13 protein-coding genes are annotated in these 13433 nt (G+C 67.0%); 5 read left to right on the top strand and 8 right to left on the bottom strand.

All coding sequences use genetic code 11. The features are described from left to right. Positions 1 to 102 precede the first annotated feature (102 nt). Positions 103 to 1467 carry an NAD-dependent succinate-semialdehyde dehydrogenase gene (locus POS15_RS10425; protein WP_284128116.1) on the top strand — a complete coding sequence of 455 codons (1365 nt, stop codon included), beginning with the start codon at positions 103 to 105 and terminating at the stop codon, positions 1465 to 1467. 185 nt (positions 1468 to 1652) lie between these two features. On the opposite strand, the gene POS15_RS10420 is transcribed toward POS15_RS10425, so the two are convergent. The 8 genes from POS15_RS10420 to miaB all read right to left on the bottom strand — a co-directional run bounded on the left by POS15_RS10420 (position 1653) and on the right by miaB (position 9465). Next, the gene (locus POS15_RS10420; RefSeq protein ID WP_019185854.1) at positions 1653 to 2651 is read right to left on the bottom strand and encodes a magnesium and cobalt transport protein CorA; all 999 of its coding nucleotides are present in this window, start codon (positions 2649 to 2651) and stop codon (positions 1653 to 1655) included. Positions 2652 to 2666: 15 nt separating this feature from the next. Then, the gene (locus tag POS15_RS10415; protein WP_284128115.1) at positions 2667 to 3923 is read right to left on the bottom strand and encodes a DUF4105 domain-containing protein; all 1257 of its coding nucleotides are present in this window, start codon (positions 3921 to 3923) and stop codon (positions 2667 to 2669) included. 8 nt (positions 3924 to 3931) lie between these two features. Then, positions 3932 to 4813, bottom strand: coding sequence for a transporter associated domain-containing protein (locus POS15_RS10410; protein ID WP_046272009.1), 882 nt, complete (start codon positions 4811 to 4813; stop codon positions 3932 to 3934). Between the two features lie 64 nt (positions 4814 to 4877). Then, positions 4878 to 5471: a hypothetical protein gene (locus tag POS15_RS10405; RefSeq protein ID WP_284128114.1), complete on the bottom strand. Its 594-nt coding sequence runs from the start codon at positions 5469 to 5471 to the stop codon at positions 4878 to 4880. A gap of 82 nt (positions 5472 to 5553) precedes the next feature. Then, a complete protein-coding gene (locus POS15_RS10400) occupies positions 5554 to 6255 on the bottom strand; it encodes a hypothetical protein (RefSeq protein WP_284128113.1) in 702 nt (233 codons plus the stop codon). Positions 6256 to 6302: 47 nt separating this feature from the next. Beyond that, the gene (ybeY, locus tag POS15_RS10395; RefSeq protein ID WP_019185849.1) at positions 6303 to 6788 is read right to left on the bottom strand and encodes an rRNA maturation RNase YbeY; all 486 of its coding nucleotides are present in this window, start codon (positions 6786 to 6788) and stop codon (positions 6303 to 6305) included. After that, a complete protein-coding gene (locus POS15_RS10390; RefSeq protein WP_070426995.1) occupies positions 6785 to 7771 on the bottom strand; it encodes a PhoH family protein in 987 nt (328 codons plus the stop codon). The genes ybeY and POS15_RS10390 overlap by 4 nt, the downstream gene beginning before the upstream one ends. Positions 7772 to 8001: 230 nt before the next feature. Beyond that, a complete protein-coding gene (gene miaB / locus POS15_RS10385) occupies positions 8002 to 9465 on the bottom strand; it encodes a tRNA (N6-isopentenyl adenosine(37)-C2)-methylthiotransferase MiaB (protein WP_284128112.1) in 1464 nt (487 codons plus the stop codon). A 119-nt stretch (positions 9466 to 9584) separates the two neighbouring features. Between miaB and POS15_RS10380 the strand changes: the two genes are divergently transcribed. The 4 genes from POS15_RS10380 to POS15_RS10365 all read left to right on the top strand — a co-directional run bounded on the left by POS15_RS10380 (position 9585) and on the right by POS15_RS10365 (position 13343). Continuing rightward, positions 9585 to 10550 (top strand): lytic transglycosylase domain-containing protein, encoded by a 966-nt coding sequence (locus POS15_RS10380; RefSeq protein ID WP_284128111.1) that lies wholly within the window; start codon positions 9585 to 9587, stop codon positions 10548 to 10550. A 171-nt stretch (positions 10551 to 10721) separates the two neighbouring features. Further along, positions 10722 to 11342 carry a ubiquinol-cytochrome c reductase iron-sulfur subunit gene (gene petA / locus POS15_RS10375; protein ID WP_019186259.1) on the top strand — a complete coding sequence of 207 codons (621 nt, stop codon included), beginning with the start codon at positions 10722 to 10724 and terminating at the stop codon, positions 11340 to 11342. A 2-nt stretch (positions 11343 to 11344) separates the two neighbouring features. Next, positions 11345 to 12604, top strand: coding sequence for a cytochrome bc complex cytochrome b subunit (locus POS15_RS10370; protein WP_019186260.1), 1260 nt, complete (start codon positions 11345 to 11347; stop codon positions 12602 to 12604). A gap of 37 nt (positions 12605 to 12641) precedes the next feature. Then, positions 12642 to 13343: a cytochrome c1 gene (locus POS15_RS10365; RefSeq protein ID WP_254665228.1), complete on the top strand. Its 702-nt coding sequence runs from the start codon at positions 12642 to 12644 to the stop codon at positions 13341 to 13343. The last annotated feature ends 90 nt before the right edge of the window (positions 13344 to 13433 follow it).

Raw genomic sequence — 13433 nt, 5'->3', positions numbered from 1 at the left:
GGGCGCTGCTGCGACGCTGTGTCGCGGCGTTCACCCTGATCCGGCAACATCCGGCTCACGAGGCCGGGCGCACAATGCGGGTCTGACTTTCGGAGACCCGTGATGACCGCTGACATCATCAATCCCGCGACCGGCCAGGTCACGTATCGCCATGAACTGCTCACCGCCAAGGAGGTCGAGCAGCGCCTGGCGGCAGCTGCCGGGGCGTTCCCGGCCTGGGCGGCGCGTTCGCTGCAGGAGCGCGGGGCGATCCTGCGCGCGATTGCCGCCCAGCTGCGCCAACGCAAGGGCGACATCCAGCACGCGATGACCACCGAGATGGGCAAGCTCAAGGTGGAGGCGCTGGGTGAGATCGAGAAATGCGCCGAGGCCTGCGAGTTCTACGCCGACCATGCGGCTGACTACCTCAAGCCGCAGCTGATCGATACCGAAGCCCAGCGCAGCTACGTGCGCTATGAGCCGATCGGCTGCGTGTTCGCGGTGATGCCCTGGAACTTCCCGATCTGGCAGGTGTTCCGCTTCCTCGCGCCGGCGTTTATGGCCGGCAACGTGGCCCTGCTCAAGCACGCCAGCAACGTGCCGCAGTGCGCCGACCTGATCCTGGCGGTGTGCCGCGACGGCGGCCTGCCCGAAGGCGTGTTCGATGTGCTGCACATCGACAACGACCAGGCCGCCGAAGTGCTGCGCGACAAGCGGGTCAAGGCGGTGACGCTGACCGGCAGCGAGCGCGCCGGGCGCTCCATCGCGGCCAACGCCGGCGACCAGCTCAAGAAGTGCGTGATGGAACTGGGCGGCAGCGATGCCTTCGTGGTGCTGGACGATGCCGATCTTGAAAAGACGGTGGCTGCAGCAGTGAAGTCACGCTTCGACAACAGCGGGCAGACCTGCATCGCGGCCAAGCGGTTCATCGTGGTCGATGCGATCGCCGATGCGTTCGTGGAGAAGTTCGTCGCCGCTGCAGGCAAGCGCGTCTACGGGGATCCGCAGGACGAGAACACCACGCTGGCCCCGATGGCACGCGCGGACCTGCGCGACGAACTGCACAAGCAGGTGCAGGACAGCATCGCCAAGGGCGCCAAGCTGCTGCTGGGCGGCGAGCCGGTGGCCGGTTCGCATGCCGGTTATCCAGCGACCATCCTGGACAACGTCACCCCCGGCATGCCGGCCTACGACGAAGAACTGTTCGGTCCGGCCGCGGCGATCCTGCGGGTCGGCGATGACGCCGAAGCACTGCGCGTGGCCAATGACACCACCTTCGGCCTGGGCGGCAGCGTGTGGACCACCGATGCGGCCCGTGGCGAAGCCATCGCCCAACAGCTGGAATGTGGTGCCGCCTTCGTCAACGCCATCGTCAAGAGCGACGTGCGCCTCCCCTTCGGCGGCAGCAAACGTTCCGGCTTCGGCCGCGAACTCGCCGAGCATGGCATCCATGAGTTCATGAACATCAAGACCGTCTACGTCGCCTGACGCCATGAACCGGGTAGTGCCGGCCGCTGGCCGGCTCACGCCCATGCCCCGGACGGCCGCGAACATCAGATGAGGGTCATGCCACCGGAGGAGCCGGCCAGCGGCCGGCACTACCCACCGTCGTGGCCAGCCGTCGCCCGCCGTAGCGAGCAACGGTCACCAACGTAGCGACCAACGGTCGCTGCCTACAGCCAGCGCGCGCGCTTGAACAACCGGTACAGGCCCACGCACACCGCACCCACGCCGATGATCATCGCCGGGTAGGCCCAGGGCTTGTCGAGCTCGGGCATGTGCGTGAAGTTCATGCCATACCAGCTGGTGATCAGGGTCGGGGCGGCCAGCAGCGCCGCCCACGCACCCAGGCGCTTGACCGTCTCGCCCTGGGCCAGGGTAACCAGCGAGAGATTCACGCTCAGCGCGGTGCCCAGCATTTCGCGCAGGGTGTCGATCACATCGCTGATCCGTACCGCGTGGTCGTGCACGTCGCGCAGGTACAGCTTCACTTCGTCCGGCACCAGGTCACCCTGGTAGCGCTTGATCTGCGAGAGCATGTCCTGCAGCGGCGCCACGGCCATGCGCATCTTGTTGAGCTCGCGCTTGAGCTCGTACAGGCGCACCACGGTGTGGCGTTTGTAGTTGTCGGAGAAGATGTCCTTCTCCAGCAGTTCCAGCGTGTCGCGGTAGCGCTGGGTGATCGGCAGGTAGTTGTCGACCACGAAATCCAGCACCGCGTACAGGCAGTACGAGGGCCCCATGGTGCGCAGCAGCTCCGGCTCGCGCTCCACGCGGGCGCGCGGGGCGGCATAGGAGAGCGACGCGCCGTGCCGCACCGTGACCAGGAAGCGCGGGCCGAGGAAGGCGTGCGTTTCGCCGTAACGGATCCGCTCGTCCACCATCTGCGCGGTGGTCACCACCACGAACAGCGAATTGCCGTAGGCCTCGACCTTGGGCCGCTGGTGCGCGTTGCGGGCGTCCTCGATGGCCAGCGAATGCAGGCCGAATTCTTCCTGCAGTTTCAGCAGCACGCTGTCATCGGGCTCGTACAGGCCGACCCAGACGAAGCCGTTGTCGCTGGCGATCACATCGCTGATCGCATCCAGGCTGATGTCGTGGCGTTTGCCCTGGTCATCGTAGTGAACGCAGTTGATGACGCAGGCGGGGTTATCGGGTGTGACGGTATCCATGGCGGGCATCGTGCGTCAGCGGCCCGTGACGGGCAGGTCACGGCGGCCCAGCGTCCACGCCAGCGCCACGTGGATCGGCAGCAGCAACACGATCCACTGCAGGTTGTACTGCGCCTGCAGGGTCAGCCAGTGCAGCACCAGCCCCAGCAGGGACAGCCCGGCCACCGCCCACAGCACGATCCGGAACCACGCGCGCGGCACGCGGCCGCGCAGCAGGGTGACCGCGGCGGGGACAAGCAGCAGGCACAGCGGCGAGAGCTGCAGCAGGTTGCGGTTGGCCCAGGCGGCCTGGTGCGCGCTGAAGCCCCACAGGTAGGTCAGCAGTGCGCCGCCAATACCGCAGAACAGCCAGAACGGCAGCGCGAGGCCACCAAGCAGACGACGCCGGCGCCGCAGTGCGACCACGCCTGCGGCAGCGATCAGGCCGCACAGCAGCCACGGCCACCAGCGGCGGGGAGACTCGCTCGGTTCCGGCGCGATCCGGTGCGGCAGCAGTTCCTGCTCGGCCTGCACCAGCGGGCGCCCTTCGCTGTTGCGGACCTGGCGCAGCGCATCGGCCAGGCGCATCGGGACGAACGCTTCCTGCCAGCGCGACAGTGGCTGGTCGGCAAACGGGCCCAGGCCGATATCGAAGCCCAGCCACATCCACGGCGAGGGCGAGGCCAGGCGTACCGATTCACTGCGGTAGGTGTTGCCGCGCGAGCGCCCCGACAGCTGCGAATGCAGGCCGCCACCGAGGGCACCATCGATCGCATCGCGGACCATGGTGGCGCAGTTGGCGGTGTAGTAATCGTAGTGGTAACGCGCGTTTTCCGGCTTGGCGCGCTCGGCCAGCGATTCGGCCAGGGTGCGCGCCTGCACGGGCGTCAGGTCCAGCCACTGCACGCTCGCGCCGCGGCCGCTCTCCTGGTAGTAGGAAAGATCCTGCCCGAGCGGCAGCGCGACCAGGTAGTACATCATGTCGCCGCGCACGAAGTTGCCGATGAAATCGGACTCGCTCGGGTCGAAGTAACCGAAGTTGTAGGAGGTCGCTTCGCCAGTGACCGGATCGACCACCACCAGCGCGTCATGCCCGAAGCGTTCGAAGAAGATCTCGCCCGGCTGCATGGTGACCACGCCGATGCGCGGCGCCTCGCCGGCAGGTGCCGCGGTGGCGGGCGCGGGCGCGGCATCCTGCGCGGCCAGCGCCCCGAAGGGCAGGCTGGCCATCGCAAGCAGCGACAACACGAACAACAGGCGGCACAGCGACCACCGATTCAAAGGGGGCCGCATGGCGTGGGTCAATCCTCGTTGTGGGTGTCGGGCGGCAGCACGGTCACGTGGAACGCCTGCACGCGGCGGGCATCGGCACGCGCCACCCGGAACACGAAGCGATCCAGGGTGAGCTCATCGCCGGTTTCGGGCAGGTGCCCGATCGCCTCGGTGACCAGGCCACCGATGGTGTCGTAGTCATCGTCGGGGAAGGTGGCACCGAAGCGCTCGTTGAAATCCTCGATCGCGGTCAACGCGTCGACCACGTACTGGCCATCGGCCTGGATCGCGATCTGAGAGGTGTGGTCCTCGGCCTCGTCATGCTCGTCGTCGATCTCGCCGACGATCTGCTCCAGCACGTCCTCGATGGTGACCAGCCCGGCAACACCGCCGTACTCGTCCACCACGATGGCCATGTGGTTGCGCGAGAGCCGGAACTCCTTCAGCAGCACGTTGAGCTTCTTGGCCTCGGGGATCAGCACCGCCGGGCGCAGCAGCTCGCGGATGTTGGCCGGCCCGTTGTCGGCGACCACGCCGCGCAGCAGGTCCTTGGCCAGCAGGATGCCGAGGATGTCGTCCTTGTTGTCGCCGTGCACCGGGAAGCGCGAATGGCCGGATTCGACCACCTGCTTCATCAGTTCAAGGAAGGGGGCTTCGACCGGCAGGGAGACCATCTGCGAGCGCGAGATCATCACGTCGCCAACGGTGAGCTCGGCCACCGAAATGGCGCCCTCCATCATCCGCAGCGTGTCCGCGGCGATCAGGCCGTCTTCGTGCGCGGTGTGCAGTACCGCCACCAGCTCGTCGCGGGTGTGGGGTTCGCCGGAGAAGGCAGAGGTCAGGCGTTCGAGCCAGCTGCGCTTCTTTTCATTGTGCTCCTGCGCGGAGCTACTACTGTCGTCTTCAGACATCTCTGGAAAAAAGGCACCCGGCAGGCCGGGCGTTGGATTTAGTCTATCAGGATGCGAGGGCCTGTCAGCGCCTCGCCGCCGCCGGGTTCACGCCCGGCGAGGGGGCCGCGGTGGGGCTGGCCGGCGGTGTTTCCTCCTCCGGCGGCAGGTCCAGGCTGTAGGTGCAGCCGGCCAGGGTCTTGCCCGGGTGGGAGTTGACCGTGGACAGGCTCAGGATCACCGATTCGATCAGGGCCTCGCCGGTCCGCGGGTCGGTCACGTCGCGGCTGACCAGCTCGCGCCCGGCCATGAATTTCCGGGGGGTGTCCACGCCGTCTTCCAGGGCCAGGCGCTTGGCCAGCGGGCGCGGGTCGGCCAGGTCCAGGATGGCCATGATGCTGGCCCCGGCGACGGCGATGTACTCGGCGCGCTCGCCGAACACCGTGATCGGCGCGGCCAGGCGGAATTCGGTCATGAACTGGTTGGTCTGCGGCAGCGGCTGCAGGCCGTTGGCGACTGCCTTGAGCGGGTCGGCCACGACCGGGGCGACCGCCTCGTAGTCGCTCACGCGCTGGCGGCATTCGATCAGGGCGGGCAGGTCCAGCGGTGGCGCTTCGGCGAAGGCCGGGGCGGAAAGCGCGGCCAGCAGGGCCAGGCAGGCAGGTCGCAACGAGGTCATCGGAACAGGTCCATCAACAAAGGCGTGCAGCGCACGGACGCGGCGTCGATCATAGCGGGGGGCGGCCCGCCATGGCAGGTCGTCAGCGACGGCGCAGCAGCCAGCGCACGGTGGCGGTGAAGGTGACCACCGCGATCCCCGCCGCACACAGCAGCAGCACCACCGCACCCAGGTGGATCAGCGCGGGGGCGCCGGCGGTGGAGGCGACCAGTCCGCGCCCGAATACCAGTGCGAAGGCGGCGGCAAGCACGAACAGCAGGGCGACCTGCACCGGCCGGGCACGGAAGGTCGCCGATTGGGCCGGTCGGGCACCATCGCGCCGCGACCAGGCATACAGCGTCCGCCACCCCCGGGGAGCGGCCAGCGCGGCCGCCAGGCCTGACCAGGCCACCACGCTGAAGCCGGTGGCGGTGAGCGTTGCCCCGCCCGGGTCGGCCAGCAGATGGGGCAGGATCAGGCCCGCGAACAGGCACGTGAGGGTGCCACCGATGAACACGGCCGCTGACAGCGCCGCCAGCCGGCGGGTCCAGCTCGCGGACAACGGCGCGCGCCGCTGCCGGGCCGCCCACCAGCTGCGTGACGGCGCCAATGACAGCAAAGCGATCACCGCCGACAGCGCCAGCATGCCCATCCGGATGGCGCCGGGATCACGCCCCGCCGGGGCCAGCGCGGTCAGGCCTGGCGCGCCCAGGGCGGAATACACCCCCGCCAGCAGGGACAGGGCGAGCAGTGCAGGGCCCAGGGCCCAGGGCGGAGCGTCGATCAGGCATCGGCATGGCGGCATACATCCTTGTATGGCGAAGACATCAGCAAGCGCAGCGCAGGGGGGACTCAGCGCTCGCCGGCATACGGATCGGCGATGCCGAGTTCGGCCAGGATGTCGCGCTCGAGCTGTTCCATGGCATCGGCTTCCTTCTCGTCCTCATGGTCCCAGCCGAGCAGGTGCAGCACGCCGTGCACGGTCAGGTGCGCGTAATGGGCGTTGAGCGCCTTGCCCTGTTCGTCGGCCTCGCGGGCAACCACCGGGGCGCAGATCACCAGGTCGCCCAGCAGCGGGAACTTCACGCCCTTGGGCAGGCCCTCCGGCAATTCAGCGGGGAAGCTGAGCACGTTGGTCGCGTAATCCTTGCCGCGGTAATGCCGGTTCAGGGACTGACCTTCCTTGGCATCGACCAGGCGGATGGCCAGATCGGCCTCGCGGATGCGGCCTTTCAGGGCCGCGGCCACCCATTTGCGGAAGCTCACCGCCGAGGGCAGACCCGCGCGGGGCAGGGCGTAATTGATGGCGACGTCCAGGCGTACGGGACCACGGGTCATGGGTTCGCTCCGGGTTGGACCTGTTGCAGATCGCGGCGATCGTAAGCGCTGACGATGCGCGCCACCAGCGGATGACGGACCACGTCGCGCGCTTCGAAGAAGGTGAAGCTCACGCCCTCGACATCGCGCAGGACCTCGATGGCATCGCGCAGGCCGGATTTCACGTGCTTGGGCAGATCGGTCTGGGTGAGATCGCCGGTGACCACCGCAGTGGAGCCGAAGCCCAGGCGGGTCAGGAACATCTTCATCTGTTCAACCGTGGTGTTCTGCGCTTCATCCAGGATCACGTACGCATCGTTGAGGGTGCGCCCGCGCATGTAGGCCAGCGGCGCGATCTCGATGACGTTCTTCTCCAGCAGTTTGATCACTTTTTCCACGCCGAGCATTTCATACAGCGCGTCGTATAGCGGGCGCAGGTACGGGTCCACCTTCTGGCTCAGGTCGCCGGGCAGGAAGCCGAGCTTTTCGCCGGCCTCCACCGCCGGGCGGACCAGGATCAGGCGCTGCACGCGCGCTTCGTTGAGCGCTTCCACCGCACTGGCCACGGCCAGGAAGGTCTTGCCGGTACCGGCCGGGCCGATGCCGAAGTTGATGTCATGGGTGGTGATCTGGTGCAGGTAGCGGGCCTGGTTGGCGCCCCGGCCGCGCACGGTGCCGCGCTTGACCTTGATCGCCACCTCCTGGGCCTCGTAGGCGCGTTCTGCCACCTGCTCCACGTTGGCCTGGTTCAGGCGCAGGTGGATGGCATGGCTGTCGAACACCACGTCGCCGGCTTCGGCGTACAGCGCTTCGATCAGGGCCTGCGCATCGGCGACGACGGCCTTGGGGCCGGTCACGCGGAACACGTGCCCACGGTTGGCGATTTCCACGCCGAGTTTGAGTTCCACCTGGCGGAGATGTTCGTCGAACGGGCCGGCCATGTTGGCCAGGCGCTCGTTGTCTTCCGGGGTGAGGGTGAAGTCGCGTTGTGCGAGTGCGGTCATTGCGTCCGGCGGCCGCCGGTCCAGCCGACCGGGCCGCAAGCTGGGAAAGGGAGAACAGGGTAGCGCGGGTGTCGGGCCGCCGCTACTTTTCCACATCGCCTGTGCAGTGCCGGTGCAGCAAGCTGTGGATAGCTGCGCGCAGCCCTAGTGCGGCAACGGGTCTGATGGCGTGATCAAAAAAGCGTCACGCCGGGGGCGCGCGCCGTGGTCCGGCGCGCGCGATGCCTTGCTCAGTCCGCCGTCACCATCCGCGCGCGCAGCGAATTGCTGTACGCCTCGGTGATCACCACATCGACGAACTGGCCGATCAGGCGCGGGTGACCCGGGAAGTTCACCGAGCGCATGTTCTCGCTCTTGCCGGTCAGCTCGTTCGGGTTGCGCTTGGAGGGGCCTTCCACCAGCACGGTCTGCACGGTGCCGACCATCTTTTCGGAGATGGCCGCGGCCTGCTCGTTGATCCGGGCCTGCAGGCGCGACAGGCGCGCGTGCTTTTCCGCATCCGTGGTGGTGTCTTCCAGGTCGGCAGCCGGCGTACCCGGGCGGCGCGAATAGATGAAGGAGAAACTCTGGTCGAAGCCCACGTCTTCGATCAGCTTCATGGTCTTTTCGAATTCGGCATCGGTCTCGCCCGGGAAGCCGACGATGAAGTCCGAGCTGATCGAGATGTCCGGGCGCACCGCGCGCAGCTTGCGGATCTTGGATTTGAATTCCAGCGCGGTGTAGCCGCGCTTCATCGCCGAGAGCACGCGGTCGCTGCCGGCCTGCACCGGCAGGTGCAGGAAGTTGGCCAGCTGCGGCACATCGCGGTAGGCATCGATCAGCGAGTCGCTGAACTCCAGCGGGTGCGAGGTGGTGAAGCGGATCCGGCCGACCCCGTCGATCTCGGCGATGGTGCGGATCAGCAGCCCGAGGTCGGCGAACTCGCCGTCGCCATACGGGCCACGGTAGGCGTTGACGTTCTGGCCGAGCAGGTTGATTTCCAGCACGCCCTGCGCGGCCAGCTGCGCCACTTCCACCACTACGTCCTCGAACGGGCGGCTGACCTCGGTGCCGCGGGTGTAGGGCACCACGCAGAACGAGCAGTACTTCGAGCAGCCTTCCATGATCGACACGAATGCGGAGGCCCCCTCGGCACGCGGCTCGGGCAGGGCGTCGAACTTCTCGATCTCCGGGAAGCTGATGTCCACCTGCGACCGGCCCGATTCCCGGCGCTGGCGGATCAGCTCCGGCAGGCGGTGCAGGGTCTGCGGGCCGAACACCAGGTCAACGTGCGGGGCACGCTTGATGATCGCTTCGCCTTCCTGCGAGGCCACGCAGCCGCCGACGCCGATGATCACGCCACGGCCGTTGTTCTTCAGCGCCTTCCAGTAACCGAGCTGGCTGAACACCTTCTCCTGGGCCTTCTCGCGGATGGAGCAGGTGTTCATCAACAACACGTCGGCCTCGGCCGGGTCGTCGGTGAGTTCCAGCCCTTCGGCGGCGGCGAGCACGTCGGCCATCTTGGTCGAGTCGTACTCGTTCATCTGGCAACCGTGGGTCTTGATGTACAGCTTGCCGCGCACCGGACCGTTCACCTGCGGCTTGGCGCCGGGCAGGGGGAGCAGGTCGGGGCGGGGGGCGGAGCTGGGCGGAGCGGAGGCAGGCAAGGCAGAACCGGCCGAAGTCGGCGCGGTCGAAGCTGGCGTCCCGGTCATGGCGCTTATTCCAGTCGGGTGGGCGGGCAGGCAGCCGGTTAGCTGCGGTGAGCACGCCATTGTAGCCGGGTCGGCCGCCCCCCTTGGCAATCCCCGGGGAATTGGGGACACTCCCGCTCATGAAGGGGATGTTGGGGATCGCTGCGCTGGCCTTGGCTGCGCTGACCGCTATGCCGGCCAGTGCGGGCACCCTGTACAAGTGTGTTGGCAGCGACGGCATTCCCAGCTATGTGAGCAAGCGCGTGGCCGGGGCCAGCTGCAGTGTGATCAGCAGCTACCGGCCCGACCGCGGCGCGGCGCCTCGCCGGGCCGTGGCAGCGCCGCCCGCGCCGGCCCCGGCGGCCCCGGCGGCCCCGATCGCCCGCGCGGCGCCAGCGCCGGCCCGGGCCGATACCGCCACCGCGGCGACCGCGATCAACCCGGCCCCGGCACCGTCCCCCGTCCCGGCCACGGTGCTGACCGCGCCCTCCGCCCCGGCGGCGGCTGGCAACAAGGCTGGAAAGGTCCGCAGTGGCCAGCTGTACGCCTATATGAAAGACGGCGTGCGCCATTACACCAGCGCACGCCCGAGTGGGGTCGCCAGCCTTGGCCAGGTCCGCACCATCCACTACAGCTTCATCGAGCGCTGCTACGCCTGTGGCGCCAACCCGGCGGTCAACTTCGGCTCGGTACGGCTCAACACCACGGCCTACCAGAGCGAGATCGCCGCTGCGGCCCGCGAGTTCGGGGTGGAAGAGGCGGTGGTCCGCGCGATCATCCATGCCGAATCGGCCTACAACCCGACCGCGCTCAGCCGGGCCGGCGCGCAGGGGCTGATGCAGCTGATGCCGCCAACCGCGCGCCGCTTCGGGGTCAGCGATTCCTTCGATGCCTCGCAGAACATCCGCGGCGGCGTGCAGTACCTGTCCTGGCTGCTCAAGCGCTTCAACGGCGATCTCACCCTGGCCGCGGCGGGCTACAACGCCGGCGAGGGCGCGGTCGACCGCCATGGTGGCGTGCCGCCTTACAGCGAGACCCAGTATTACGTGAAGCGGGTGGCTCTGTTGGCCGACCGCTACCGCGGCGCCGTGGCCAGCCATCAATGACCCATGGCGCCGGTGGTGCCTGATGCCGTACTGTCGGGGTAATGTCGTTCCGTAGGACCGCGTTGTGTGGCCGACTTCGGTTCAGCTACACTCGCGGCTGATTCAATGTGGACTGGCCCCCACCGGTCTGCTGGCAGCCTCAAGCTACCTAAATCAATATCGGAGTGCCGGATGGCCAACGATGGGGTAAACGATCCAGTCAATACTGGACGTCGGCGGTTTCTCTCAGCAACCACTGCGGTGGTCGGAGCGGTCGGCGTCGGATTTGCAGCGGTACCGTTCATCAAGTCCTGGAATCCCAGCGCCCGCGCCAAACTGGCCGGTGCCCCGGTGATTGCCGACATCAGTGCGCTCCAGGAAGGCCAGCGTCTGGTCATGGAGTGGCGTGGACAGCCGATCTGGATCGTCAAGCGCTCCAAGGCCATCCTCGACGCGCTGCACGGGCTGGACGGCCGCCTGAAGGATCCCGAGTCGGGCGAGAAAGAACAGCAGCCCGAGTACGTGCTCAAGCAGAATCCCGAATTCCGCTCGATCAAGGCCGAGGTCTCGGTGCTGGTCGGGCTGTGCACCCATCTGGGCTGTTCGCCGGAAATGGTCGCCGAGATCCGCCCCGAGCCCTACGACCCCCAGTGGAAGGGAGGCTACTTCTGCCCCTGCCACAAGTCGCGCTTCGACATGTCCGGTCGCGTGTTCAAGGATGTTCCGGCACCGATCAACCTGCTGGTGCCGCCGCACCATTACCAGGACGACAACACCATCATCATCGGCGTTGATCCGCAGGGGGCGGCTTGATCATGGCCAATATCCTTTCCCGCACCGCCACCGGCGTCGCCGACTGGGTCAACGCACGCGCGCCGGGCCTGATGCCGGTCTACCGCAAGCACGTCACCGAGTACTACGCGCCGAAGAACTTCAACATCTGGTACTACTTCGGCTCGCTCGCGCTGCTGATCCTGGTCAACCAGATCGTCACCGGCATCTTCCTGACGATGCACTACAAGACGAACGCGGCCGAAGCGTTCGCCTCCATCGAATACATCATGCGGGACGTGGAGTGGGGCTGGCTGATCCGCTACATGCACTCCACCGGTGCCTCGCTGTTCTTCATCGTGGTCTACCTGCACATGTTCCGCGGGCTGCTCTACGGCAGTTACCAGAAGCCGCGCGAACTGGTCTGGATCCTCGGCATGCTGATCTACCTGGTGCTGATGGCCGAAGCCTTCATGGGCTACGTGCTGCCATGGGGCCAGATGTCGTTCTGGGGCGCGAAGGTGATCATCTCGCTGTTCGGCGCGATCCCGGTGATCGGCACCGGCCTGACCGAATGGATCATGGGTGATTACCTCCCCAGCGACGCCACCCTCAACCGCTTCTTCGCCCTGCACGTGATCGCCCTGCCGCTGGTGCTGTTGCTGCTGGTGGTGCTGCACCTGGGCGCGCTGCACGAGGTGGGCTCCAACAACCCGGACGGCGTGGAGATCAAGAAGGGGCCGAAGGGCAACCGCTGGTCGGCCATCGCGCCTACCGACGGCATTCCCTTCCACCCGTACTACACGCTCAAGGATGCGGTCGGCGCCGGCTTCCTGCTGATCATCGCCGCCTTCATCATCTTCTTCGCGCCGGCCTTCGGCGGCCTGTTCCTGGAACATGACAACTTCACCGAGGCCAACCGCCTGGTGACACCCGAGCACATCAAGCCGGTCTGGTACTACACCCCGTACTACGCGATGTTGCGCGTGGTGCCCAACAAGCTCGGCGGCGTGATCGTGATGTTCTCGGCGATCGCCATCCTGTTCCTGGTGCCGTGGCTGGATCGCGCGCGGGTGAAGTCCTACCGCTACCGCGGCCTGCTCTCGCGCGGTCTGCTGGGCATGTTCGCGGTGTGCTTCGTGTGGCTGGGCGTGATCGGCTCCGGCCCGGGTACGGATGCGCACGAGACCTACATCGGACGCGTGCTGACCTTCCTGTACTTCGCCTTCTTCATCACCATGCCGCTATGGACCAAGCTGGACAGGACCAAGCCGGTACCGGACCGGGTGACCACGCATGACTGACCACTGGATTGTCCGGCTGGCCTGCGCAGCGGCCCTGATGTTTGGCGTAGCGGTGGCCGATGCCGCCGAAGGTGCCAAGACCCTGCAGGCCGGAAATGATCTGAGCGATCGTGCATCGCTGCAGCGTGGCGCACAGCTCTACATGAACTACTGCTCGGGCTGCCACGCGCTCAAATACCTGCGGTACTCGCGCATGGCCGCCGATCTCGGGCTGAGCGAAGAAGAGGTCATGAACAACCTCAACTTCACCGGTACACCGGTCGGTGAGCCGATCCCGGTGACGATGCCCAAGGCGCAGGCGGAAAAGTGGTTCGGCAAGATGCCGCCGGACCTGAGCCTGATCTCGCGGGTGCGGGGCAGTGACTGGGTCTACACCTACCTCAAGTCGTTCTACCTCGATCCCACGCGTCCGCTGGGGTGGAACAACACCGTGTTCCCGAATGCCTCCATGCCCAACCCGCTGTGGGAAATGCAGGGGCTCCAGCACGCCGTGCACGGCAAGCCGGAGAATCCCGGCGAAGACCCGCCGGTGGTCGGCCTGAAGATCGAACAGCCCGGCAACATCGATGCTGGCCAATACGACCAGGCGGTGCGCGACATCACCAATTTCCTGGAGTATGCCGGTGAGCCGGCCGCCCTGAAGCGGCAGAAGCTGGGGGTATGGGTGATCCTGTTCCTGGCGCTGCTGACCTTCCTGGCCTATCTGCTCAAGAAGGAATACTGGAAGGACGTCCACTGAGCGGTCCGGCGCCTTCCCGCGGCGATCGTTCCCCACGTGGGACGATCGACCTATTGGCTTTTGTGATGTGCGGTTGCACACTCGGGTACT

The organism is Stenotrophomonas sp. BIO128-Bstrain, from assembly GCF_030128875.1.
Taxonomy (GTDB): domain Bacteria; phylum Pseudomonadota; class Gammaproteobacteria; order Xanthomonadales; family Xanthomonadaceae; genus Stenotrophomonas; species Stenotrophomonas bentonitica_A.
The sequence above is the reverse complement of the archived record's forward strand: the minus strand, read 5'-3'. Positions and strand labels throughout refer to the sequence as shown.

Excerpts from the sequence above, each read along its gene's own strand:
- POS15_RS10425 (WP_284128116.1), top strand. The coding sequence starts at position 103 with ATGACCGCTGACATCATCAATCCCGCGACCGGCCAGGTCACGTATCGC.
- POS15_RS10420 (WP_019185854.1), bottom strand. The coding sequence starts at position 2,651 with ATGGATACCGTCACACCCGATAACCCCGCCTGCGTCATCAACTGCGTT.
- POS15_RS10415 (WP_284128115.1), bottom strand. The coding sequence starts at position 3,923 with ATGCGGCCCCCTTTGAATCGGTGGTCGCTGTGCCGCCTGTTGTTCGTG.
- POS15_RS10410 (WP_046272009.1), bottom strand. The coding sequence starts at position 4,813 with ATGTCTGAAGACGACAGTAGTAGCTCCGCGCAGGAGCACAATGAAAAG.
- POS15_RS10405 (WP_284128114.1), bottom strand. The coding sequence starts at position 5,471 with ATGACCTCGTTGCGACCTGCCTGCCTGGCCCTGCTGGCCGCGCTTTCC.
- POS15_RS10400 (WP_284128113.1), bottom strand. The coding sequence starts at position 6,255 with ATGCCGCCATGCCGATGCCTGATCGACGCTCCGCCCTGGGCCCTGGGC.
- ybeY (WP_019185849.1), bottom strand. The coding sequence starts at position 6,788 with ATGACCCGTGGTCCCGTACGCCTGGACGTCGCCATCAATTACGCCCTG.
- POS15_RS10390 (WP_070426995.1), bottom strand. The coding sequence starts at position 7,771 with ATGACCGCACTCGCACAACGCGACTTCACCCTCACCCCGGAAGACAAC.
- miaB (WP_284128112.1), bottom strand. The coding sequence starts at position 9,465 with ATGACCGGGACGCCAGCTTCGACCGCGCCGACTTCGGCCGGTTCTGCC.
- POS15_RS10380 (WP_284128111.1), top strand. The coding sequence starts at position 9,585 with ATGAAGGGGATGTTGGGGATCGCTGCGCTGGCCTTGGCTGCGCTGACC.
- petA (WP_019186259.1), top strand. The coding sequence starts at position 10,722 with ATGGCCAACGATGGGGTAAACGATCCAGTCAATACTGGACGTCGGCGG.
- POS15_RS10370 (WP_019186260.1), top strand. The coding sequence starts at position 11,345 with ATGGCCAATATCCTTTCCCGCACCGCCACCGGCGTCGCCGACTGGGTC.
- POS15_RS10365 (WP_254665228.1), top strand. The coding sequence starts at position 12,642 with ATGTTTGGCGTAGCGGTGGCCGATGCCGCCGAAGGTGCCAAGACCCTG.